Origin of the sequence: Flavobacterium sp. GSB-24, assembly GCF_027924665.1 — a bacterium.
Taxonomy (GTDB): domain Bacteria; phylum Bacteroidota; class Bacteroidia; order Flavobacteriales; family Flavobacteriaceae; genus Flavobacterium.
Genome location: NZ_AP027043.1, coordinates 3,569,021 through 3,590,687, shown reverse-complemented (window position 1 = coordinate 3,590,687; position 21,667 = coordinate 3,569,021). Strand labels below are relative to the sequence as shown.

The 21,667-nt window shown below is 40.8% G+C and carries 23 protein-coding genes; 17 read left to right on the top strand and 6 right to left on the bottom strand.

Annotated elements, in window-relative coordinates:
* Positions 1 to 4 precede the first annotated feature (4 nt).
* A complete protein-coding gene (locus QMG60_RS15565) occupies positions 5 to 2,098 on the top strand; it encodes a type IA DNA topoisomerase (RefSeq protein WP_281865571.1) in 2,094 nt (697 codons plus the stop codon).
* On the top strand, positions 2,088 to 2,966 hold the full coding sequence (locus tag QMG60_RS15560; protein ID WP_281867939.1) for an ORF6N domain-containing protein: 879 nt from the start codon (positions 2,088 to 2,090) through the stop codon (positions 2,964 to 2,966). The genes QMG60_RS15565 and QMG60_RS15560 overlap by 11 nt, the downstream gene beginning before the upstream one ends.
* 255 nt (positions 2,967 to 3,221) lie before the next feature.
* Here the strand turns inward: QMG60_RS15560 and chrA are convergent, their stop codons facing one another.
* The 6 genes from chrA to mobA form a co-directional block, all read right to left on the bottom strand.
* A complete protein-coding gene (chrA, locus tag QMG60_RS15555) occupies positions 3,222 to 4,352 on the bottom strand; it encodes a chromate efflux transporter (protein ID WP_281865570.1) in 1,131 nt (376 codons plus the stop codon).
* The gene (locus QMG60_RS15550; RefSeq protein WP_281865569.1) at positions 4,336 to 4,773 is read right to left on the bottom strand and encodes a DoxX family protein; all 438 of its coding nucleotides are present in this window, start codon (positions 4,771 to 4,773) and stop codon (positions 4,336 to 4,338) included. The genes chrA and QMG60_RS15550 overlap by 17 nt, the downstream gene beginning before the upstream one ends.
* A 2-nt stretch (positions 4,774 to 4,775) precedes the next feature.
* Positions 4,776 to 5,267, bottom strand: a complete 492-nt coding sequence (locus tag QMG60_RS15545) for a lipoprotein (RefSeq protein WP_281865568.1) — start codon at positions 5,265 to 5,267, stop codon at positions 4,776 to 4,778.
* Positions 5,268 to 5,470: 203 nt separating this feature from the next.
* The gene (mobC, locus tag QMG60_RS15540; RefSeq protein ID WP_281865567.1) at positions 5,471 to 7,489 is read right to left on the bottom strand and encodes a conjugal transfer protein MobC; all 2,019 of its coding nucleotides are present in this window, start codon (positions 7,487 to 7,489) and stop codon (positions 5,471 to 5,473) included.
* Positions 7,490 to 7,598: 109 nt separating this feature from the next.
* The gene (gene mobB, locus QMG60_RS15535) at positions 7,599 to 8,882 is read right to left on the bottom strand and encodes a conjugal transfer protein MobB (protein ID WP_281865566.1); all 1,284 of its coding nucleotides are present in this window, start codon (positions 8,880 to 8,882) and stop codon (positions 7,599 to 7,601) included.
* Between the two features lie 2 nt (positions 8,883 to 8,884).
* Positions 8,885 to 9,322: a conjugal transfer protein MobA gene (mobA, locus tag QMG60_RS15530; protein ID WP_281865565.1), complete on the bottom strand. Its 438-nt coding sequence runs from the start codon at positions 9,320 to 9,322 to the stop codon at positions 8,885 to 8,887.
* Positions 9,323 to 10,066: 744 nt separating this feature from the next.
* On the opposite strand from mobA, the gene QMG60_RS15525 reads away from it, so the two are divergent.
* The 15 genes from QMG60_RS15525 (at position 10,067) to QMG60_RS15455 (ending at position 21,497) form a co-directional block, all read left to right on the top strand.
* Positions 10,067 to 10,834, top strand: coding sequence for a ParA family protein (locus QMG60_RS15525; protein WP_281865564.1), 768 nt, complete (start codon positions 10,067 to 10,069; stop codon positions 10,832 to 10,834).
* A gap of 5 nt (positions 10,835 to 10,839) precedes the next feature.
* Positions 10,840 to 11,277 (top strand): DUF3408 domain-containing protein, encoded by a 438-nt coding sequence (locus tag QMG60_RS15520; RefSeq protein ID WP_281865563.1) that lies wholly within the window; start codon positions 10,840 to 10,842, stop codon positions 11,275 to 11,277.
* A 10-nt stretch (positions 11,278 to 11,287) separates the two neighbouring features.
* The gene (locus QMG60_RS15515) at positions 11,288 to 11,560 is read left to right on the top strand and encodes a DUF3408 domain-containing protein (RefSeq protein ID WP_281865562.1); all 273 of its coding nucleotides are present in this window, start codon (positions 11,288 to 11,290) and stop codon (positions 11,558 to 11,560) included.
* A gap of 2 nt (positions 11,561 to 11,562) precedes the next feature.
* Entirely contained in the window at positions 11,563 to 12,201 is a 639-nt protein-coding gene (locus tag QMG60_RS15510; protein ID WP_281865561.1) for a conjugal transfer protein TraD, read from the top strand.
* 170 nt (positions 12,202 to 12,371) lie between these two features.
* Positions 12,372 to 12,677: a DUF4134 domain-containing protein gene (locus tag QMG60_RS15505; protein ID WP_281865560.1), complete on the top strand. Its 306-nt coding sequence runs from the start codon at positions 12,372 to 12,374 to the stop codon at positions 12,675 to 12,677.
* Between the two features lie 8 nt (positions 12,678 to 12,685).
* A complete protein-coding gene (locus tag QMG60_RS15500) occupies positions 12,686 to 13,018 on the top strand; it encodes a DUF4133 domain-containing protein (protein WP_281865559.1) in 333 nt (110 codons plus the stop codon).
* A complete protein-coding gene (locus QMG60_RS15495) occupies positions 13,015 to 15,519 on the top strand; it encodes a TraG family conjugative transposon ATPase (protein ID WP_281865558.1) in 2,505 nt (834 codons plus the stop codon). Before QMG60_RS15500 ends, QMG60_RS15495 begins: the two co-directional genes overlap by 4 nt.
* A gap of 34 nt (positions 15,520 to 15,553) precedes the next feature.
* A complete protein-coding gene (locus tag QMG60_RS15490; protein WP_035680836.1) occupies positions 15,554 to 16,186 on the top strand; it encodes a DUF4141 domain-containing protein in 633 nt (210 codons plus the stop codon).
* Between the two features lies 1 nt (position 16,187).
* Entirely contained in the window at positions 16,188 to 17,183 is a 996-nt protein-coding gene (traJ, locus tag QMG60_RS15485) for a conjugative transposon protein TraJ (RefSeq protein WP_281865557.1), read from the top strand.
* A gap of 19 nt (positions 17,184 to 17,202) precedes the next feature.
* Positions 17,203 to 17,826 carry a conjugative transposon protein TraK gene (gene traK / locus QMG60_RS15480; RefSeq protein ID WP_281865556.1) on the top strand — a complete coding sequence of 208 codons (624 nt, stop codon included), beginning with the start codon at positions 17,203 to 17,205 and terminating at the stop codon, positions 17,824 to 17,826.
* A gap of 10 nt (positions 17,827 to 17,836) precedes the next feature.
* A complete protein-coding gene (locus tag QMG60_RS15475; protein ID WP_281865555.1) occupies positions 17,837 to 18,265 on the top strand; it encodes a hypothetical protein in 429 nt (142 codons plus the stop codon).
* Positions 18,266 to 18,284: 19 nt separating this feature from the next.
* Positions 18,285 to 18,554 (top strand): nitrogen regulatory IIA protein, encoded by a 270-nt coding sequence (locus QMG60_RS15470; RefSeq protein WP_281865554.1) that lies wholly within the window; start codon positions 18,285 to 18,287, stop codon positions 18,552 to 18,554.
* Positions 18,555 to 18,558: 4 nt separating this feature from the next.
* Complete coding sequence (gene traM, locus QMG60_RS15465; RefSeq protein ID WP_281865553.1) at positions 18,559 to 19,839, top strand: conjugative transposon protein TraM; 1,281 nt, start codon at positions 18,559 to 18,561, stop codon at positions 19,837 to 19,839.
* Between the two features lie 23 nt (positions 19,840 to 19,862).
* The gene (gene traN, locus QMG60_RS15460; RefSeq protein ID WP_281865552.1) at positions 19,863 to 20,756 is read left to right on the top strand and encodes a conjugative transposon protein TraN; all 894 of its coding nucleotides are present in this window, start codon (positions 19,863 to 19,865) and stop codon (positions 20,754 to 20,756) included.
* 186 nt (positions 20,757 to 20,942) lie between these two features.
* Complete coding sequence (locus QMG60_RS15455; RefSeq protein ID WP_281865551.1) at positions 20,943 to 21,497, top strand: hypothetical protein; 555 nt, start codon at positions 20,943 to 20,945, stop codon at positions 21,495 to 21,497.
* The last annotated feature ends 170 nt before the right edge of the window (positions 21,498 to 21,667 follow it).

The following is a 21,667-nucleotide window of genomic DNA, read 5'->3' as shown; positions in this document are numbered from 1 at the left end:
AGATATGATAACAATCATTACAGAAAAGCCCAGTGTAGCAAGGGAAATAGCCGTTATGGTCGGAGCCACAGAAAAAAAGGATGGCTATCTGACAGGTAACGGCTATTTTGTTACATGGGCACTAGGCCATCTTATAGGATTGGGAATGCCCGAAGATTACGGAATCACGGGATTTGACAAAGCATCACTGCCTATACTACCAAACCCTTTTTTACTGACCGTTCTAAAGGACAATAAAGATAAAGGCTGCTCTGCCGATACAGGAGCACTAAAACAACTGAAAATCATTGAAGAGCTCTTTAAGAACAGCGATAGCATTATCGAAGCCACCGATGCTGGACGTGAGGGCGAACTCATTTTTAGGTACATTTATCAATACTTGAAATGCAACAAACCCTTTAAGCGGCTTTGGATAAGCTCCCTTACCGAAAAAGCCATCAAACAAGGCTTTGATAATCTCAAAGACGGAAATGAATTTGACGGATTATATCTGGCAGCACAAGCCAGAAGCCGTGCCGACTGGCTTGTGGGAATCAATGCGACACAATCGCTCTGCATAGCAGCAGGAAATGGGGTTTATTCACTCGGAAGAGTGCAGACACCTACACTGGCTTTAATATGCAAACGCTATCTGGAAAACGCGAGTTTCCCTGTAAAAAATTATTGGCAGATACAGTTGTCACATAACAAAGAGCTGATAGATTTTAAAAGTATCTCAAAAATCAAATGGGAAGACAAAAAACTTGCCGGTGATGCGCTGAAAGCCATTCAGCGAAGCCAAACGGCAATAGTTACATCGGTAGCAACCAAAAACGTTACAGAGCAGCCACCTTTATTGTTCGACCTCACTGGCCTGCAGAAGGAAGCTAATAAAAAATTAAATCTTTCTGCCGAAGAAACACTCAATATTTCTCAAAGGCTTTACGAACAGAAGTTTATCACATACCCACGTACCGCAAGCAAATACATTCCTGAAGATATGTGGGCAGAAATTCCCAGTCTTGTCAGAGCTTTACAAAAGAGCAAAAACATTAAACAAAACTTATTTCAAATGAAATCGGGCCGTTTTAATAAACGTATCGTGAACGATTTGCGTGTTACTGACCATCATGGATTATTGGTTACTGATAAAATCCCATCAGCACTTAATACAAAGGAAAATGCGGTTTATAATATGATTGCCTTTCGATTACTCGAAGCCGTTTCACAACCCTGCATCAAAGAGATAACGGATCTCGAATTACAGGTGCTGTATTATGATTTTAACGCAAAAAGCTGTAAGATTATAGAAGCGGGCTGGCGTGCCATCAGAGGCAGTTTCTCCGATGATGATGCAGCACCAGTACTGGATTTGCCTCAACTGAAAAAAGACGATGATCTTAAAATAAAAGAAGCTTGCGTTTTGGAAAAGAAAACCAAACCGCCTGTACTTTATACCGAAGCAGGTCTTTTGTCTGCTATGGAAAGTGCCGGAAATAATGTTGAAAATGAAGATGAGCGCAAAGTTTTACAAAATATCGGTATCGGCACTGCAGCTACAAGGGCAGCAATTATCGAAACATTGTTTGCCCGAGATTATATACATAGGGATAAGAAATCTTTAGTTCCAACTGAGAAAGGATTAATGGTATATGAATTAGTCAAAGACCATAAAATAGCAGATGTGGCAATGACTGCCCAGTGGGAACTCGCATTGCAGAAAATCGAAAACAACCAATCAGATGCTGGAACATTTCAAAAGGAAATGGAAAATTACGCTTCATCTATTGCCAATGAATTGCTGCAGACTTCCATTGCCCAAACCAACCTGCCAAAAATCATTTGCCCAAAATGTAAAAGCCAAGAGCTCATTATACGCGACAAAATTGTGAAGTGTCCTGATGAAGCTTGCAGCTGGGTACACTTCCGCAATGTCTGCGGCGTGCAAATCGCTGTAGTCGATATTGAAAGCCTTGTCAGCAAAGGTAAGACTTCACTCATTAAAGGGATGAAAAGCAAGGCTGGAAAGATGTTCAATGCTTACATTGTACTGAACGATAATGCCCAAACTTCCTTTGAGTTTGCTAAAAATAAAAGCTTCAAAAGTAATGGAAAATAAGCATGAAATTAACACAATAGAAATCAGAAACCTTATTTATTCCATACGCGGAAAGCAAGTGATGCTGGACAGCAGCCTCGCTTCGTTGTATCAGGTGGAAACAAAGAACCTCAATAAAGCCATAAAAAGGAATATAGAAAGATTTCCTGCATCCTTTTGCTTTCAACTGAATAAAGAGGAAGTCGAAATCTTGAGGTTCCAAATTGGAACCTCAAGATTGAGTTACGGAGGGAGACGTTATTTGCCTTATGTTTTTACCGAACAGGGTGTTGCAATGGCTTCTGCCATACTGCGATCCCCTATTGCCATTAAGGTCAGTGTTGAAATTATGGAAGCTTTTGTAGAAATGCGTAGAATGCTTATTAGCAATGCATCTCTTTTTCATCGACTGGATAAGATTGAAATGAAACAATTAAAAGCCGACCAGAAATTTGAAGAGATTTTTAAGGCGCTGGAAAGCGATAAGCTCCATAGCGAAAAAGGGATTTTCTATAACGGGCAGGTTTTTGATGCCTATTCTTTTGTATCGGATATTATACGCAGTGCCCAAAGTTCCATTATCCTTATTGATAATTACGTAGACGATACAGTACTCACTTTATTGAGTAAACGAAGCAACAACGTCACAGCAACAATTTACACTAAAAGTATCAGCAGCCAGCTTAGACTTGATCTTCAAAGATATAATAGCCAGTACCCTGTAATCGAAGTTGAAATTTTCTCTGATGCGCATGACCGATTTCTAATTATTGACAACACAGAACTATACCATATTGGAGCATCATTAAAAGACCTAGGTAAAAAATGGTTCGCCTTTTCCAGAATGGATTTGGAAGTTGGCAGGATGCTGCAAATTTTAGCTATTTAGTACAATCTAAACAAAATATACTACGGATATAAAAACAAAAGACCTGTCTTATTTCAGGTTGTGCCTACAAGAATTATTGAATACCCTTAAAAGTTAATTGTTTTTTGGTGCAGGAAGAAACAATTAAAATCGATTCTATTGAGGTTCAGAAAAAGCTTGCTATACTCTTAAAAGACGACTTGATAACCAATAATTTATATAAGTTGAATTGCTTTTACTGCTGCTCTGCGATCGACTTTTGCTCCCAATATATTCTCATATGAAGTTTAAAATATATCCAATTATTGAACCACCTAAAACGATAAAAGCACTATTTATTTTTCTATAATTAAATGTTATGATAATACTTAAAAATGCGATTAATATAGTTCTCCAATCTATAATAGTTTCTTTTCCCATTTCTAAACAAATAGAAATTATGATTGCTATTGAAGCAACATTTACAGCGTCTAAAAAGGTTGAAAACATTTTAGAATTACGCATTTTTTTAACCAATGGATTTAATAGTGCAACAAAAATAAATGATGGTAAAAAAATGGCAATAGTTGAAATTAATGCTCCTGAAAAACCACTAATTTGATAACCAATAAAAGTCACAGATGAAAAGACCGGACCAGGCGTAAATTGTCCCACTGCAATTGCATCTATTAATTGTGTTCTTGACAAAAGTCCTGTTGCAACTAATTCTGCATCAAGAAATGCAAAAAGCACATAACCACTTCCGTATAAAATTGCTCCAATTTTTAAGAAAATTAAAAATAAATTTAAGTTTGTTTGTGAAATTAAATTGTTATTTTGTCCTTGAAAAAGTGTTAGCGGAATAAAAGCATTTATGCTTTTATTCGTGTTTTGTTTTAAATAATAAACCAGTAATGCAATTATTCCTGCACCAAACATTAAAATTATTTCATTATAATTTAGAAGTGAAAGCAGCAAAACCGTGCCTCCAATAATTCCTAATTGAATTGTTTTTAAAGATTTTTTTGCCAAAGGAAAAATTGCAGAAAGTATAATGGCAATAATGGCTGGTTTTATTCCATACAAAAAAGGTTTTACTTCTGGAACTTGGCCATATTCTTTATATAACCAAGCAAAAAATCCTGTTATGATTACAGCTGGAAAAATAAAACAAATTCCTGCTACAATTAGCCCTTTCCAACCTGCCTTTTCGTGTCCAATATGAATAGCCATTTCTGTACTATTTGGACCAGGAATTAAATTTGTTGCACCAATTAAATCAAGAAAATGTTGTTCGGTTAACCATTTTTTTTTGAAGACTACTTCATCTTGCATCATTGCAATATGAACTGCCGGACCGCCAAAACCAATAATGCCAAGTTTCAAAAATAATTTTGCAATTTCTTTTAAATTATTTCTCTCTTCCATTTGCATATAGTTTATTATCAATAGCCCAATTTCCTGAACCTTCAATCAAAAGGAAAATTCCACCGAGTAACATTGCCCAATCTGTTCTACTGCCGTGAAGCATTTCCCAAAAACCATCATTTTTAAGAACTCCTGCTTTTGTTGTTGCCATTGCAACAAGCATAATTATAATAAGTGGAATACTTGCTAAACGTGTAAAAAGACCAATTAGGATTAATGCGCCACAAAGTATTTCGAAAAAACCAACAAAACTGCCTAAAAATTCTGGCGATGGCAAACCTATTTTAGTAAATCTTCCTGCACCTAAAGTATCAGGAAATAAATATTTTTGTATTCCTTCGGAAAAAAAAACTGCTCCAACCATTAAACGTACTAAAATAGTTGTTTTTGAATTATCTGTATGTACTAATTTTTGCAACATAATTATTTTTTTATTTGAAAATCCTGATTAGAAAATGGCGGGTTTTTAGGAACTACTATTACATTATATTCGTGATTTGTAGCTTGATGACAAGAATTGCAAGAATTGGTTAAGTTTGTATAATTTCTCTCAAACATTTGTTTATTCTTTTTCAAAATAGAATTGCTCAAACTATCCATTGATAAATTAATCATTCCAATAGATTTGGTTTCTGTTCTGTCGGAACAATATTTTCGTATTCCTTCTAAATTTTCTTTGATTTCATTCATTTCAAAATCGGCTAATTTCCAATTTTGATTTTCTCCTGCAAACCAAAGTTTTGCATGGTGGATTTGAATGTTGCCCATAAATTCTCCAAATCCGGGTTTGTACGTTTTGGAAAGCTTGATTTCTAAACTATCAATTTGAGTTTGCAAAATTTTAGTTTTATCTTGTTGATGATTGCAAGAGGTTACGATTAAAAGTAAAAGGATTAATGTAATATACTTTTTCATTATAATAGAGAATTTGTTATTTCTATGCCTTTTCTCAAACTGTAGTTGCCAAATGTTATTAATACAACTAAATAAGGTGCTTTACGCCAAATTTATGGAGGTCCTGATTTTAGCAGTAAATATAATGTTTTATAAAATATCAAAAAGAGTTTTAAGTGATGGGAAATAACCTCTCTGCATTACGAATTGAAATATATTCGTATTTATATATTGCCTTTGGGCTTATCCTTTTGAATCAAATGCTGTAAGTCGGGATCATTCTTAATACGCTCCAATTCACTTTCTATAACGCAAACAATATCCTGTTTTATCTGCCGGTAATTAGTTTCTATTTGCAGTTTCATATTGTCTTCTCCTTGCTCATTCACAAAGCTTAAAATCTCTGGTATTTTTTGATATGCTTTGGTTTCAGATGCTACCTTATCATTGTCTACAACAATTTCAGCATGAAAGATTTTCTGCTCAATACGTTCATCAAAATTGTCCGATACAGCCCCAACAAAAAAACCTTGCGTCAGGGTGGATATTTTGGAAGCTGGTATAAGACTGTCCAATTGGGTAGATATTGAAGTCGATGTGTCATTACGGTTGATGCTCATACTCTGCCTTTTCTGCAATACTTTCCCGAATCGCTCCGAAAGGCTTTTTGCAGTTTCTCCGACCACTTGACCACTGAAAATATTTCCTACGGTATTCTGGATGACCTTGCTTTCCTTGTCGCCATAATCCCTTGTCAGCTGAGAATAATCCTGAAAGGCCAAACAAACCGCCACCTTATTGCTTCTGGCAGTTGCTATAAGGTTATCCAATCCTCTAAAATAAATGGTGGGCAGCTCGTCTATTATAACCGAACTTTTCAATTGGCCTTTCTTGTTGATGAGTTTTACAATTCGTGAATTGTACAATCCCAGTGCTGCAGAATAGATATTTTGGCGGTCAGGATTATTACCTACGCATAATATCTTAGGCTCCTTAGGATTATTTATGTCCAATGAAAAATCATCGCCTGTCATAACCCAATAAAGCTGCGGCGAAATCATTCTTGACAGAGGGATTTTTGCAGATGCAATCTGTCCCTGTAATTGGTCTTGTGCGCCTCCCTGCCATGCATCCATAAAAGGCGACAAATAGTTTTCCAAATCAGAATATGAGGTTAAAATGGTAAATACGTCTGAATATTTTTTATTCAACAGTTCAATAGCGTGTGGAAAAGTACAGTACTTACCGTCATCATAGATTTTCAGATACCAGATTATGGCTGCCAAAAGGATGATCGGGCTCTCGACGAAGAAATCGCCTTGCTTCTGTATCCATGACCTGTTGAGGTTCAGCATTATCGTATATGCTGCCTCGTAAGCATCTGAAATGTCAGTCATAAAGTCGGGATTGAGTGGATTGCAGCGGTGGCTCTTGCGAGGATCATCAAAATTTATCACGTAGAATTTCGGCTGAACTTTATACTTATCCTGATGCTTTAATAGGTGGTTGTATGCAATAGTGGAAAGATCATCAAATTTGAAATCGTAGATGTACATACTAAAACCTTTCTCAATCTGCTGTTTGATATAATTGTTTACGATTGCATACGACTTTCCCGAACCTGGCGTACCTAAGACAATCGTTGCTCGAAAAGGATTGACTATATTAATCCAGCCATTGTTCCATTTTCCTTTGTAATAAAACTTTGTTGGTAGATTGACGGAATACTCATTTTCCATCAATTTAGTTTCCTGCATAAAACTTTCGTTCTCGTTGTTGAAAACATCGTCCATGAGATTGTTGCGAAACAATCGGCTCATCCAGACTCCAGCTACCATTAAAGCAATATATCCTAAACCAGTGGTAAGGATATAAAAAATTGTCGCAATAGTTATTGATAGCTTTAATAAAGGTGTGTTAAGAAAAAACAGAACAAAACCAATTGCCAAAGCAATATAAATTTTAGCCCATGTTATTTTCTGATGCTTAACTCCCTTAGAACCCAAGCAGCTTAATGCCAATAATACTAAGGCAAATACTTTGGTATATAAAGTATGCGAGAACAATCCCGCGGTACGCTGAAAATTGCCTAATATTTTGTTGATTACTTCTAAATTCCAGCCGCGATCTATAAAGTAACCGTAGCAAAACCAATAAAGGTGCATCAGTACCAAAAGGATACTTACTGCCCGCATAAAAGCCATAATTTTGGCTAATCCTCTTAAATCATCTTCTCCCTGCATTATTTTAATTTTTAATGTTAGGGCATTAATTTAAAGGCTCTCACTAGCGGCTATAAAAATGTTGCAGGCAATGGCAGTACTAGGAAATGTTTGGCTGAATGCTACTTAATTACTTCTTTGTCCTTTTTCTTTTCTTCTTCATTCTGTTGGCAAAATTCTGTTCCTCGGAATCTTCGCCCTGAGCTTCGGGAAGCAAACCGCCTAATACCTCAATCAAACCATCTTCGTGTTTTTCAGCGGTATTCAGGAAGTCGAACAAATGATCAGGTTCCTCTTGAAGAAGATCTGCATCTTTTGATTTTATCATTTTCGATTGCAGTTCCAAAGCCTCTGCAATTTCCGGTTTAATGTTATTGTTCCAGTAATCATTAAAGGTGTTTGCTGAAAAGTCTTTTCCCAATCGTGAACCATTCCACAAGGTTTTAGAATTATGGTCTATAAAGGTGATTCCGTAAATACGTCCTGTTTCATTTCTGCGTAAAACTACATTTATGCCTTGTTCGCCTAGCTGTTTTTTAAAAGCCTGCTCCCCACTTGTTGATTGCAGGGCAATGGTAACGGCAGCTTTAATGGTTGGCTTTGCCGGGTGGTTTTTTAAAGCCTCTTTGCATTTCGCATAATACAATTCCAGAGCAGGTAGTCCTGCATTTTTTCCAAACACAGAAGCCTTAAAAGGGTGTCCAGCTCTTTCGCCTTTTTCATTTAAAGAAATATACAGTAAACCTTGCCGAATCTTTCCTTGTAATTCCCCTTCAACTTTTTCGGTGCCAACATTAAAAAGGGAAAGCAAAGCATTAAATTCTCCTAAAGTTTGGAATTGATAATAGTTAGCCAGGTGACGAACTACGGAAGCTATCTGACTTTTAACATCACCTGCCTTATAATCTACAGGACGGAAAACCTTGTCTATCTGTTTCTGCTCTTTATCTGTTGCAGGTATTAGTCCATATTTCCTTTCCAGTTCACGGCAGACGTTCATAGAACGCATTTTCTCATAACTATCCGAAATCTTTTTACCCTGTTCATCAACGCAGACCGATACAATATGGATATGGCTACGATCAATATCAGTATGTTTAAAAACCACATAAGGCTGCTCTCCGTAACCCATTTCCTGCATATACGCATCTGCCATTTCCATGAACCTGTCGTCACTTACTTTGTCCTTCGGATCGGGATTAAGCGAGATATGCAACGTATGTTTCTCTGTATTGCGGTTGGCAATGAGATAAGGAGTAAAAGATTGGGCTAATTGTGCAATGGAATAATTACCGCTAGAGGTTTCAATTATCTTATTGCCAAACAATATCTCCCCTTTTTCATTCTCAACTTTGAGCTGGTTGTAGGCTAAAGCTCCGTATAAATTTGCACTTCTTCCGATTTTTGCTATCATTTCTAAGGCTGTTTTTTCAGATATTTTGCGTCAAATTCTTCAGTTATCTGGATTATTTTTTGGCATAGTGCCGCCATTTCAGCAGTTTGTTTTTCCAATTTATAAAGAAAAGCCGCCGCTTTTTTCTCGGAAAAATGACGGTACAATAGCTTCACAATCTGGTTATAATTCACCCCTACGGAGCGGAACTGACTGTGAAACGAAGTCAACCGCATATAAAAATCCACTGTTCCTTTGTCTATTTTAATCGATTTCATCTCCTTGCTGAACAACAGCGAGGTGATAAATTTTGCTTTGTTGGGAATTCCCGATGTTTCAAAAAGCGATAAAAGTTTGGAATTTTCCGTATCTGTCAGACGAAATACGTAGCGGTGGATGCTCGGGTCGCTTTTGGGCGTGCGTCCACCCTTGCTTCTTTGGTTGTTATTGTTCTCCTTCATTATTTATCCATTATTAAATTTTATAAAAAATCTGACTTCGGAAGTTTTTTTCAGCCCCCGGCAAGGCAAGTTGTTTTGAGGCACTAACTCTGTTTAGAGTGCCTCAAAACACAACTTGCCGTGTTCTGGTGAACACAAAAATCCGCCCTTCGGGACGGATTAAATGTAACGGGGGAAAACGGCTTGAAGCCGTTTCATTATTCCACGTTTTTTCAGTAGTCGTTACATAAATCCTTTAATAAAAATTTATTTTACAAAGTAAATCCATGTTTATAAAAGGATTGTAATATCAAGAAGTACCAAACACTTCCTTTAAGCGACAAGCAATGCCACACCCATACAGTGCAATGAAAATGATTAGTCCTTTGTTTGAATGTTGGCAGGAGGACAATCAGCCCGTACTTCAGGACAAGTATATTGGGCCCATTCCAGATTTCATATCATCTGGTTTTCATGATTGCTAGAACGCAAGATGGCAACAATGCGGAAATATAGGAAAGCGTGACGGCATGCCGTGAGACTATCCTGAATTCCTGAAGGAGCGGTTGAAGGAATATAAGTAAGATGGAATTACCGCCTGACTAGATACAGGAATGAATCCAGTGATGCTGTACTTAAAAAAAGCAAGCAATCAGAAATGCCGGCCGGCATCCCTGACAGCTACCAGGTGCTAAATGGTAAGCTTGAAATCAGTGTGCCTCGAAAAATGTATTGCTAGGATATATAAACTTTAAATTATCAAATATGAACACAAAAAAGAAACCTCTGTTTATCGCCTTTTCTTCTCAAAAAGGCGGTGTTGGCAAAAGTACATTTACAACCCTTCTAGCAAGTGTGCTGCACTATCGGTTGGGCTATAACGTAGCCGTATTTGATGCGGATTTTCCACAGCACAGCCTTGTGAAAATGAAGGCAAGGGATTTGGCAATGGTAATGGAAAACGAAGCTTTGAAAAAGCTGGCATATAGACAGTTTACTAACATCAATAAAAAAGCCTATCCCATCATTCCGTACAAAGCAGACAGCGCATTAGAAGCAGCTCAAGAGTTTGTAAATGATTCTCCTACTCCCGTTGATGTTGTATTGTTCGACCTGCCCGGAACCGTTAACACGCCCGGCATCCTGAAAGCATTGGCAGGAATGCACCACATTTTTAGCCCGATCACGGCTGACCGTGTGGTAATGGAAAGTACACTGATCTTCACACAGCTTTTGCAGGATGTGATTATGAAAAAAGGAGAAACTTCCATAGAAACTATTAACCTGTTCTGGAACCAGGTTGACGGCAGGGAGAGCACGCCTTTGTATAAAGTTTATAACCAACTCATTGAAGAATTAGGTTTAAGCCTTATGCAAAGCCAAATCAAGAGCAGCACACGATTTCGCAAAGAAAGTGAAGTAGACAGCAAAACCGTTTTCCGTTCCACGATAATGCCTCCAGATGAACGCTTGATGAAAGCGTGTCAATTAGACCTGTTCATAGACGAATTTTTAAAAATTATTCAATTGTAGATTTTATGGAAAAGGAAAATAAGAGAAAAACCCCGCTGGACATTAATGAAGAACTCATGATGGACCTGATGGCTGACGGCGTCAAAAAAGAAGGGATACAGTTTCCGCCTGAACCAATTGAAGAGACAAAAAAGATAGATGTAAAACAGGAAGAGTCACTGTCGATTAAAACTATACAAAGGGAAAAGAACCGAGCAAAGAAAAGTGTTGACGGAAGCTATGGGGGCCACTTTTTGAAAACCCACTCAATGACCAAACGTGGAGAGAAGAGTATTTACATCCGTCAGGAATATCACGAACGTTTGTCCCGCATTGTTCAGGTAATAGGGAAAGATCAGATACCGCTGTATGCTTATCTCGACAATATTCTCGAACATCATTTTGAAATATTTGAGAAAGCAATTACTGAAGATTTTAATGAGAAGTTTAAACCCATTTTTTAATATTACGATTATGAAAAATTTATTTAAGAAAACCAAGCTGCCTGTACAAATCGGGCAATACAAAGACATTTTTTTACACCCGGCAGAATTTGTAGCGAGAAACGGTAAGTCGGTATATATCAGTGAGGATTTTCACAGGAAGATTTCACGTATTGTTTTTATCCTCGGCGATGGAAAAATCACAATCTCAGATTACATGTACAATGTGCTAAAGCAGCATTTTCAGGATTTTGGAGAGGACATAGAAACGTTGCATATTGAAAAACAAAAACCAATTCTTTGATTATGGAAAATGTTATTGTGATATGCCTGCTAATAGTTATAGTACTGCTTCTGCAGGACAAGATTGTCATTAAGAAAAGCTTAAAGCAACAGCAGACTAAAAAGGGAAAAATTAACCCAGACCTTCCGGATATTATGGGTCAGCCCAAACCTGTGAGAAGCCTTTCAGTTTCAAACAATGCCAATGAAAGCCAAATCGAGGAAACAACGGTAAATCCTTATAATTTTGACATTGAATACGACGAAAATGAAAACGTAGGTGTTCAAATTCCGCAGGAAGAGCTGGACGAAATTTTCGGTAATATGCCTGATTTCGAACAGGAAGAAGAAGAATGGAACAGGTACGGAATATCCGGGGCAGATGACGGTTTTGCCCAAGGGGTTACCTTCGAGGAACTAAGCTCCGTGGGGATGCTGCTTCAAAAAGATAAATTGGAGCACTCTCAACATGAAACAGCGACAGCTTTGGTTCAGAAAATACAGGGAACCGAATTATTCAGCCTGCTGGAAAATTCCATAGAAAGTGCTTCCCGAAAAATAGCCGAGCTATTGGACGGGAGCCTTTCTTCTGAAAAGGATTCCAGATCTTCCTATCTGCGGAACATTAATTTAAATGAATTTGATATTGGGGAGTATGTCTGAAAGGGCATACTCCCCTTTCTCATTTAACAAAAAACACTGAGAATAGCGCCACAGCTAGTCAACTGATTCCACAGACAGCCACTTCACTGCATGCATTCGATATTCATTACACTTTTGTTGCCAGAGCCCGCTTAGTGCGGGAATACAGTAACAATCTAAAGTGTTTCATTATGCAAAAACAAAGCAAAAAATTCCTGCCGTCAGTAATCATAGTACTGTCATCCTTAAAATTATCGGCGCAGGGAAACGGAACAGCAGGCATCACGGAAGCCACCCAAATGGTTACCTCCTATTTTGATCCTGCTACACAGCTCATCTACGCCATTGGAGCTGTGGTCGGTCTGATCGGCGGGGTTAAGGTGTACAATAAATTCAGCAGCGGAGATCCCGACACCTCAAAAACCGCGGCGAGCTGGTTCGGCGCCTGTATCTTCCTTATTGTCGCGGCTACCATCCTTCGCTCCTTCTTCCTTTAACCTTGCCTATGAATACTTACAACATCAACAAAGGCATAGGAAGAACAGTCGAGTTCAAGGGACTCAAGGCACAGTACCTGTTCATCTTCGCAGGAGGGCTGCTTGGAATACTTATCCTGGTCATGATTTTATACATGGCCGGGACCAGTTCCTATATCTGTCTTTTTCTCGGTACAGGCGGCGCCTCGCTCATTGTATGGCAAACCTTCTCGCTGAACAGAAAGTACGGGGAACACGGACTGATGAAAATTGGGGCAAAAAAAAGGCATCCCCGTTACATCATCTGCCGCAAGCCAGTACGACGTTATTTAAGGTCAACCGCTAAATCCAGCATTGTATGAGAAACGCAGCCAAGATCACAACACTGGAAAGCAGATTTCCGCTGCTGGCAGTAGAGAACAACTGCATCCTTTCAAAGGATGCGGATATTACCGCCTGCTTTGAAGTCCGTCTGCCTGAACTCTTCACGGTGGCTTCGGCCGAATATGAAGCGATTCATTCTGCCTGGCATAAGGCTATTAAGACCCTACCCGATTTTACGATTGTCCATAAACAGGATTGGTACATCAGGGAGAATTATGATCCTGAAATGGACAAGGATGTCCAGAGTTTTCTGGCCAGATCTTATCAGCGGCACTTTAATGAGCGCCCGTTCCTGAACCATTACTGTTATCTGTTTCTTACCAAAACCACCAAAGAACGCATGCGGATGCAGAGCAATTTCTCCTCACTGTGCAAAGGTGTACTAATACCAAAAGAAATCAGGGATAAAGAAACGGTTCACCGTTTTATGGAAGCCGTTGCTCAGTTTGAGCGTATTATAAACGACAGCGGATTTGTCAAAATCACCCGTATGAGCGAAGAAGACATCATCGGTGATCAAGGCAGACCGGGACTGTTGGAACAGTACCTAACCCTTTCAAAGGAATCAGGTACCTCGATGCAGGATATTGTGCTGGCCAGCGAAGAGGTACGCGTAGGAAATAACAGGCTGTGCCTTCATACGCTTTCAGACACAGACGACTTGCCTTCATCGGTATCTGCTGATACGCGTTATGAAAAACTGTCCACAGACCGCAGCGACTGCCGTTTATCTTTTGCAGCTCCTGTGGGACTGCTGCTGAACTGCAATCACATTTACAACCAGTACCTGTTTTTGGACAACAGTGAGGAGAACCTGCAGAAGTTTGAAAAGTCCGCCCGAAACATGCACTCGCTGGCACGCTACAGCCGCGCCAACCAGATCAACAAAGAGTGGATAGAACGCTATCTGAATGAGGCGCATTCCTTTGGACTGTCGTCAATCCGCGCAAACTTCAATATCATGGCATGGTCGGACGACCTGTCCGAAATCAAACAGCTGAAGAACGACTGCGGGAGCGCACTGGCCCTTATGGAATGCAAGCCAAGGCACAATACTACTGATACGGCGGCACTGTACTGGGCGGGTATGCCCGGCAATGCAGGAGATTTTCCAAGCGAGGAAAGCTTTTACACCTTCATTGAACCGGCATTGTGCTTTTTCACAGAAGAAACCAATTACCATGATTCCCCATCGCCATTCGGCATCAAGATGGCAGACAGGCTGACGGGAAAACCTATCCATCTGGACATTTCCGACTTGCCGATGAAACGCGGTATCATTACCAACCGCAACAAGTTCATACTCGGTCCCTCGGGAAGTGGCAAGTCTTTTTTCACCAATCATATGGTGAGGCAGTATTATGAACAGGGCGCCCATGTCCTGCTGGTTGATACCGGTAACTCCTATCAGGGGTTGTGCGGGCTGATCAATGGAAAAACCAAAGGCGAAGACGGGGTATATTTTACCTATACAGAGGACAATCCTATTGCCTTTAACCCTTTCTACACCGATGACGGGGTTTTCGATATTGAAAAAAGGGAAAGTATTAAGACGCTCATACTGACATTATGGAAACGTGATGACGAACCTCCCACCCGATCCGAGGAAGTGGCATTATCCAATGCCGTAAGTGGTTATATTGAAAAGATCAAGCGCGATGACGTCTTTCCGTCTTTCAATGGTTTTTACGAGTATGTTCAGGGAGATTACCGAAGCGTGCTGATAGAAAAACAGGTAAGGGAAAAAGACTTTGACATTGCCAATTTTCTTAATGTACTGGAGCCTTATTACAAAGGCGGCGAGTATGATTACCTGCTAAATTCCGACAAGCAGCTGGACCTGCTTTCCAAACGCTTTATCGTGTTTGAAATTGACGCGATCAAGGAGCATAAAATCCTATTTCCAATTGTGACAATAATCATCATGGAAGTGTTTATCAACAAGATGAGAAGGCTTAAAGGAGTCCGTAAACTGATACTGATTGAAGAGGCCTGGAAAGCTATTGCAAAGGAAGGTATGGCAAATTATATAAAGTATTTATTTAAGACTGTTCGGAAGTTCTTTGGCGAGGCCATTGTGGTGACCCAAGAAGTAGATGACATTATCCAGTCTCCTATTGTTAAGGAAAGCATCATCAATAATTCGGACTGCAAAATACTTCTCGATCAGCGCAAATACATGAATAAGTTTGATGAAATACAGGCCATGCTCGGACTGACAGACAAGGAAAAAGCGCAGGTGTTATCCATTAATATGAACAACGATGCATCACGTCTTTACAAAGAAGTATGGATTGGTTTGGGAGGAACGCACTCGGCAGTATATGCCACAGAAGTGTCCGCTGAGGAATATCTCGCGTACACGACAGAAGAAACAGAAAAAATGGAGGTGATGCAGCTTGCCGCTGAACTTGGCGGCAATGTAGAGCTCGCCATCAAGCAGATCGCCACTAGGCGCCGCGAACAGGAAAATCAATAATGAATAATCAATAACAATTTAAAAATCGATAACAATGAAAAAAATACTATTTATGGTGTCTGCGGCAATTATGCTTGCCTCGGCGCCATCAGCAAAAGCCCAGTTTGTGGTTACCGATCCGGCCAATCTTGCCTCGGGCATTCTCAACAGCGCCAACGAGATCATACAGACTTCCTCTACAGTCAGCAATGTCGTGAAAAATTTCAAGGAAGTCGAAAAGGTATACAAACAGGGCAAAGAATATTACGATAAGCTACAGGCGATTAACAATCTGGTAAAAGACGCCCGCAAGGTACAGCAGACTGTCCTTTTGGTGGGCGATGTATCGGAAATGTATGTGCAAAATTTCGGAAGGATGCTCAATGATCCCAATTTTTCTGCAAGGGAACTCACCGCCATTGCCAAAGGATATTCGGCGCTGCTGGGAGAGAGTACCGAACTTTTGAAGGAACTCAAGCAGATTGTCACCTCCTCGAGCCTGTCACTCAGTGATAAGGAGCGAATGGACATTATCGATCGTGTATACAAAGAGGTAAAAGAATACCACAGCCTAGTACGCTATTATACCAATAAGAATATATCGGTGAGTATCCTGCGAGCTAAAAAACAGAACAGCACCAAAAGGGTTCTTGAGCTTTACGGCACCCCAAACCAAAAATACTGGTAATATGGAATTCAATAATCTTCATGAGGCCCTTCGCTCGCTGTATGATGAGATGCTGCCACTGTCCGCCGATATGGCGGCGGTGGCCAAAGGACTGGCAGGACTCGGGGCGCTGTTTTTTGTGGCCTTGAAAGCCTGGCAGGCGCTCAGCCGCGCTGAACCTATTGATGTCTACCCGCTTCTTCGCCCTTTTGCACTGGGTCTCTGCATCATGTTTTTCCCGACGATCGTGCTGGGCACAATCAATGCCGTATTAAGCCCGATAGTTCAGGGAACACATAGCATTCTGGAAGATCAGGTATTGGATCTGAACGATCTTCAGAAAAAAAAAGACCTGCTGGAGCATGAAGCGATGATCCGCAATCCCGAAACCGCCTATATGGTATCGGACGCAGAGTTCGACAAGAAACTGGACGAGCTGGGCTGGTCGCCTTCGGACATCGGGACTATGGCTGGAATGTATATGGACAGGCAGACCTATCAGATAGAGAAAATAATAAAAGAGTGGTTTCGCAATCTGCTAGAAATACTATTTCAGGCTGCAGCGCTGGTGATCGACACCATACGAACTTTCTTTCTCATAGTGCTGTCCATCCTGGGGCCTATTGCATTTGCCATATCAGTCTGGGACGGATTCCAGTCAACTCTCACGCAGTGGATTACACGGTATGTCAGCGTTTATCTCTGGCTTCCCGTAGCGGACCTGTTCAGTTCGATGCTGGCCAGGATCCAGTCCCTGATTATTGAAAAGGATATCGAAATGCTTGCCGATCCCACTTTCATTCCCGACACCTCAAACACCGTTTACATCATTTTTATGATTATCGGCATAGTGGGCTATTTTACCATTCCAACAGTAACAGGCTGGATTATCCAGGCAGGCGGCGCAGGAAACTTTTCACGCAACATCCACCAGACTGCCATGAAATCCGGAAATATAGCCGGCGCAGGCGCAGGTTCGGCCGCAGGCAACATTGCCGGAAGGCTGGTCAATAAGTAATCAATAAACATTCAATAAAATGGAATTTAAAACACTCAGAAATATAGAAAACAGTTTTCTGCAAATCAGGCTTTATGCCATTGTATTTGCCGTGCTCTGTGCATCAGTGACCGGATACGCGCTTTGGAGATCGTATGGTTTCGCCGAGCAGCAGCGCCAGAAAATTTATGTCTTGGACAATGGCAAATCGCTCATGCTCGCACTTGCTCAGAACGCCTCGATCAACCGTCCTGTAGAAGCCCGAGAGCACGTAAGGCGTTTTCACGAGCTGTTCTTTACCCTGGCGCCCGACAAAAATGCCATTGAAAGCAATATGAAAAGGGCATTTAGCCTTGCCGATAAAAGTGCCTTTAACTACTACAAGGACCTTTTGGAAAAGGGTTATTACAACCGGATTATATCAGGCAATATACAGCAGCGTATCGAAATGGACAGCGTGGTATGCAATTTCGAGACTTACCCGTATGTAGTGCGGAGCTATGCAAGGCAGATTATCATACGCTCGAGTAATGTAACCAGACGCAGTCTGGTTACATCCTGCCTTCTGGTAAACTCGGTGCGCTCTGACAATAATCCGCAAGGCTTTAATATTGAAAAGTTTGCGGTGGTTGAAAACAGGGATATAGAAGTCATCGAACGCTAAAAAAAATCTTATGGAAGCATTATTAGATTTAGACACATTTGCGAGAATCCTGACTGAAAAAGGATTTAACGGCTATTTCCATACGCAGGGTGCGTACGCAGGAAAGTTAAAAGACAGCATCAGCGAATATCTTGAAAACTGCAAAAATGGAAAAGACAGTTTGCCTAAAGAGGACTTGCTGCTGACAGGCTACCTGCAATGGTCAGGCGAAGACAAGCCCAGTGTAAGATGCATTATGCTGGTAAAATACTTGAACGGTAAATTTTCTCTCAACAGAATGGAGGTGGCAAGGAAAGACCAATTTGGACAGCTGCTGAAAAAAACGGAACTGACAAACCTGTCTGTTACATCTGCGCCCAGCGCGTCGCAGGCAGTCGCCTTGGTCAATGATGAACAGCACCAAAAAACAGATAAATGTCCAAAGCGTTTTAAGCTTTAAGAACAAAAATAGCAAGGTTATGAATAAATTAAGAGCAAATATAAACCAATGGCTGGAAGGGCTTGACAAGAACTGGGAAGCAATGCCGATAAAAAGGCAGCATCAGGTGATACTGTACTTTTTTGCAGCCTATGTGCTGCTGACCGCAGTTGTCATTTTCAACGTATGCCGCGATACGGTATACGCAAGAAACAATATGGCTCTAGGACATATCGAAAGCCCTGCCTCGGCAGTGGGAAAAAGTCCAGCCTCTCTACAGGATACCCTGAAGCCAATTAAAAAAAAATAGGATTATGAAAGAAAATAAAAAAACGGTCAGCCTTCTCTCAGAAGAGGCTCGCCAAAACAGTTCCTCGTTTCTGCCTGATGAAAAAAAGACAACTGTTGAGCGTATTAAAAAACCGCTGATTTTCACACTTATGGGAATTGTATGTATCGGCTGTATGTATCTGATATTTAAGCCTTCGAGTGATAAAAAGCAGATCGAAAGCATTGGTCTGAACGACAGCGTGCCGCAGGCAAGCGGATCGGTACTGCAGGCAGACAAACAGAAAGCGTATGAACAGGAAATACTCGAGGACAAAGAAGAGCAAAAAAAGAACGCTTTAACCACGCTGTCCGATTACTGGAATGAGGATAACGCTGAGCAGAAACAATCACTGCCCGATGACGCGGAAGAAACTAACAATCCGGCGCTGAACACGTACCGTACTGCCCAAAGCACGCTGGGCTCATTCTATCAGCAGGACAACGGAGAAACCAAGGAACTGCGCCGACAGCTTGAGGACCTGAAGCAGGAGCTCGCACAAAAGGAAATTCCCAAAGCGGCCACGGTTGATGACCAGCTGGCACTTATGGAAAAATCCTATCAGATGGCAGCCAAATATCTTCCCTCAGGCTCCGCTTCTGTCGAGCCTGCAGACAAAAAGACTACAGTAGCAAAGGTAGAATCAGAAGAGAAGATTTTTTCGGCACTGGTTCCTGCAAAAAAAAGCAAAGTCTCCTCGCTGAATCAGCATCCGTCCGATAGCACTTTTCTTGCAGAATGGAACACGGGCAGAGGGTTTAATTCTGCAGGTTCAATGCAAGAAACACTTCAGCCAAGAAACAGTATCAGGGCCTGTGTGCACCAAACACAAACTATTATTGGCGAGGCAGGTGTTTCCCTTCGTCTTTTAGAACCTGCAAGAATTTCAGGCCGTATCATAGCAGCGGGTGCAATGGTCACGGCAAATGCCAAGATTCAGGCAGGCCGCCTGCAGTTGAAAGTCACTTCCATCGAATTGGAGGGCTTCATTATTCCGGTAGACATTACTATTTATGACCTTGACGGCCAGCAGGGAGTTCCGGTTCCTTATTCTGCCGAAAGAAGTGCCCTGACTGAAATGGCGGGCAACATGAGCCAGCAGTCCGGCACGAGCCTTATGATGACAAAGTCTGCAGGACAGCAGGTGGCCGCTGACCTGAGCCGCGGGGTGGTTCAGGGCATCTCAGGCTATTTCGCCAAAAAAGTGAGGACGCCTAAGGTGACCCTAAAGGCAGGACATCAGGTATATCTGGTTTCCAAAAAATAACAGCAATATAAAATCAATTAATTATGAAAAATCAATTTAAAATATTTTGGGCAACAGCCCTTTTAATAACCTATTCATTAGCCGCATCTGCGCAGGAAAACGAAGCCGCGAGCCTTGATTTAGGAGCGATAACGCCGTACCATATGCAGGTTACCTATGACAAAACTTCCCATCTTATTTTCCCCTCCGCTATCCGATACGTGGATCTTGGTAGTGGATACCTGATTGCCTCAAAGGCCGAGGATGCTGAAAACGTCCTTCGTCTCAAGGCATCTGTCCAGACTTTTGAAGAGGAAACCAATTTTTCGGTGATTACCGAAGACGGCCGTTTTTACAATTTTAACGTGCGCTACAGCGCCAGCCCGACTGCCCTGAGCTATGATCTTATGGCGATGCAGAAGAACTTTGACAAAGTCAGTGCAAGCGATGTTCTTTTTGAGGAGCTTGGAAAAACACCGCCTTCACTGGCAGGAATGATCCTGGAAACTATTTACAAAAACAACAAGCGAATCGTAAAGCACATTGCATCGGAGAGTTTCGGCATTCAGTTCAGCCTAAAGGGCATCTATATCCACAATGGCAAGTATTATTTCCATACGCAGCTTGATAACCAAACCAATGTACCTTTCAGCATTGACTTTATGATTTTTAAGGTGATCGATAAAAAAACAGCCAGACGAACTGCCACCCAGCAAAGACCGATTGTGCCGCTCCGCATTTACAAAACCCTTGATGAGATTCCCGGAAAAGCCACAGACCAGAATGTGTTTCTATTGGACCAGTTTACAATAGCAGATGACAAACTGCTTCTAATTGAGATTTTTGAGAAAAACGGAGGGAGACACCAGACACTCAAGATTAAAAATTCAGATCTGGTAAAAGCCAAGGTGATAAACAGTATGCACCTTAAATTTTAACAACTATTAAAAAATTTAGAAATTAAAAAGTATTACAGCCCGAAGCATTGCTTTGGGCTGTTTTGTTTACTGAGCTTAAGTCCTTCCTGCAAATACATTGCATAACTCAATTAACGTTAGTATCTTAGCATTGAGCTGCAAGAGCCAAAACCTATTTTGGCAATAAAGGATTTAACTTGTATTGTTATGCATAATGTTATTGACCGCACCAACAGGTTTTATATCGAAATGTCAAAGCAGGTACTTTCTGAAAAGGAATATGATTTACTTCAGAAACTACTCATTGATAAGATGCCCCTGAGCCAGGCGGCAGAACAATACGGGGTAACATCGGAATATGTGCAGGAGCTCTACGAGAAAACCTGCAATAAAGTAAAAGCAGCAACCGAACTGATATGTGACGATTATTACAAGAAAAAACTTCAGGAGTTAAAGCGCGAATTAAATCCAAATCCCAGCCCCTCGCAGATCAGAAAAGAAAAAGCAGAAAAAGACCGGCAGGAACCGCTTTACCGCAGTTCATTTACTTTCAGCAGAAGACTGCGAAGTGTAATGGAAGCCTTAGAGATCAAAACTATTGGAGATCTTGCCGATATTCCGCTAAAGGATTTTCAGCATTTCAGGGGATTTAAAATAAAGTGTAAAGAAGAACTCATTGCCTTTATCGAGTTTGAAAACATTGCCTATCTTTTCAAAGGCTTTTCGCGCTGGAAAAAAGCGCCTATTGTACAATTAAAATAAAAGCCAGTACAATAAAGCGGTCTTCTTTTGCTTCTTTTCTTTGGCCGCCCTCGGAAAGAAAAGAAGTCCGCCCAAAAACAGCAAAAGGGATGATAAGCATCCCTTAAAAAAAACGCAGTGGGTCTGGTAAAATAGCGGGCACTGCATTTTGGCAGAGTCGCTCTACCGAT

Bases quoted from the DNA above. Each gene is read 5' to 3' on its own strand.
- QMG60_RS15550 (WP_281865569.1), bottom strand. From the start codon at position 4,773: ATGTTGCAAAAATTAGTACATACAGATAATTCAAAAACAACTATTTTA.
- QMG60_RS15520 (WP_281865563.1), top strand. From the start codon at position 10,840: ATGGAAAAGGAAAATAAGAGAAAAACCCCGCTGGACATTAATGAAGAA.
- QMG60_RS15560 (WP_281867939.1), top strand. From the start codon at position 2,088: ATGGAAAATAAGCATGAAATTAACACAATAGAAATCAGAAACCTTATT.
- QMG60_RS15470 (WP_281865554.1), top strand. From the start codon at position 18,285: ATGAATAAATTAAGAGCAAATATAAACCAATGGCTGGAAGGGCTTGAC.
- mobC (WP_281865567.1), bottom strand. From the start codon at position 7,489: ATGCAGGGAGAAGATGATTTAAGAGGATTAGCCAAAATTATGGCTTTT.
- QMG60_RS15455 (WP_281865551.1), top strand. From the start codon at position 20,943: ATGCATAATGTTATTGACCGCACCAACAGGTTTTATATCGAAATGTCA.
- traM (WP_281865553.1), top strand. From the start codon at position 18,559: ATGAAAGAAAATAAAAAAACGGTCAGCCTTCTCTCAGAAGAGGCTCGC.
- chrA (WP_281865570.1), bottom strand. From the start codon at position 4,352: ATGGAAGAGAGAAATAATTTAAAAGAAATTGCAAAATTATTTTTGAAA.
- mobA (WP_281865565.1), bottom strand. From the start codon at position 9,322: ATGAAGGAGAACAATAACAACCAAAGAAGCAAGGGTGGACGCACGCCC.
- QMG60_RS15495 (WP_281865558.1), top strand. From the start codon at position 13,015: ATGAGAAACGCAGCCAAGATCACAACACTGGAAAGCAGATTTCCGCTG.
- QMG60_RS15510 (WP_281865561.1), top strand. From the start codon at position 11,563: ATGGAAAATGTTATTGTGATATGCCTGCTAATAGTTATAGTACTGCTT.
- QMG60_RS15500 (WP_281865559.1), top strand. From the start codon at position 12,686: ATGAATACTTACAACATCAACAAAGGCATAGGAAGAACAGTCGAGTTC.
- QMG60_RS15515 (WP_281865562.1), top strand. From the start codon at position 11,288: ATGAAAAATTTATTTAAGAAAACCAAGCTGCCTGTACAAATCGGGCAA.
- QMG60_RS15525 (WP_281865564.1), top strand. From the start codon at position 10,067: ATGAACACAAAAAAGAAACCTCTGTTTATCGCCTTTTCTTCTCAAAAA.
- traK (WP_281865556.1), top strand. From the start codon at position 17,203: ATGGAATTTAAAACACTCAGAAATATAGAAAACAGTTTTCTGCAAATC.
- QMG60_RS15545 (WP_281865568.1), bottom strand. From the start codon at position 5,267: ATGAAAAAGTATATTACATTAATCCTTTTACTTTTAATCGTAACCTCT.
- traN (WP_281865552.1), top strand. From the start codon at position 19,863: ATGAAAAATCAATTTAAAATATTTTGGGCAACAGCCCTTTTAATAACC.
- QMG60_RS15505 (WP_281865560.1), top strand. From the start codon at position 12,372: ATGCAAAAACAAAGCAAAAAATTCCTGCCGTCAGTAATCATAGTACTG.
- QMG60_RS15565 (WP_281865571.1), top strand. From the start codon at position 5: ATGATAACAATCATTACAGAAAAGCCCAGTGTAGCAAGGGAAATAGCC.
- QMG60_RS15490 (WP_035680836.1), top strand. From the start codon at position 15,554: ATGAAAAAAATACTATTTATGGTGTCTGCGGCAATTATGCTTGCCTCG.
- traJ (WP_281865557.1), top strand. From the start codon at position 16,188: ATGGAATTCAATAATCTTCATGAGGCCCTTCGCTCGCTGTATGATGAG.
- mobB (WP_281865566.1), bottom strand. From the start codon at position 8,882: ATGATAGCAAAAATCGGAAGAAGTGCAAATTTATACGGAGCTTTAGCC.
- QMG60_RS15475 (WP_281865555.1), top strand. From the start codon at position 17,837: ATGGAAGCATTATTAGATTTAGACACATTTGCGAGAATCCTGACTGAA.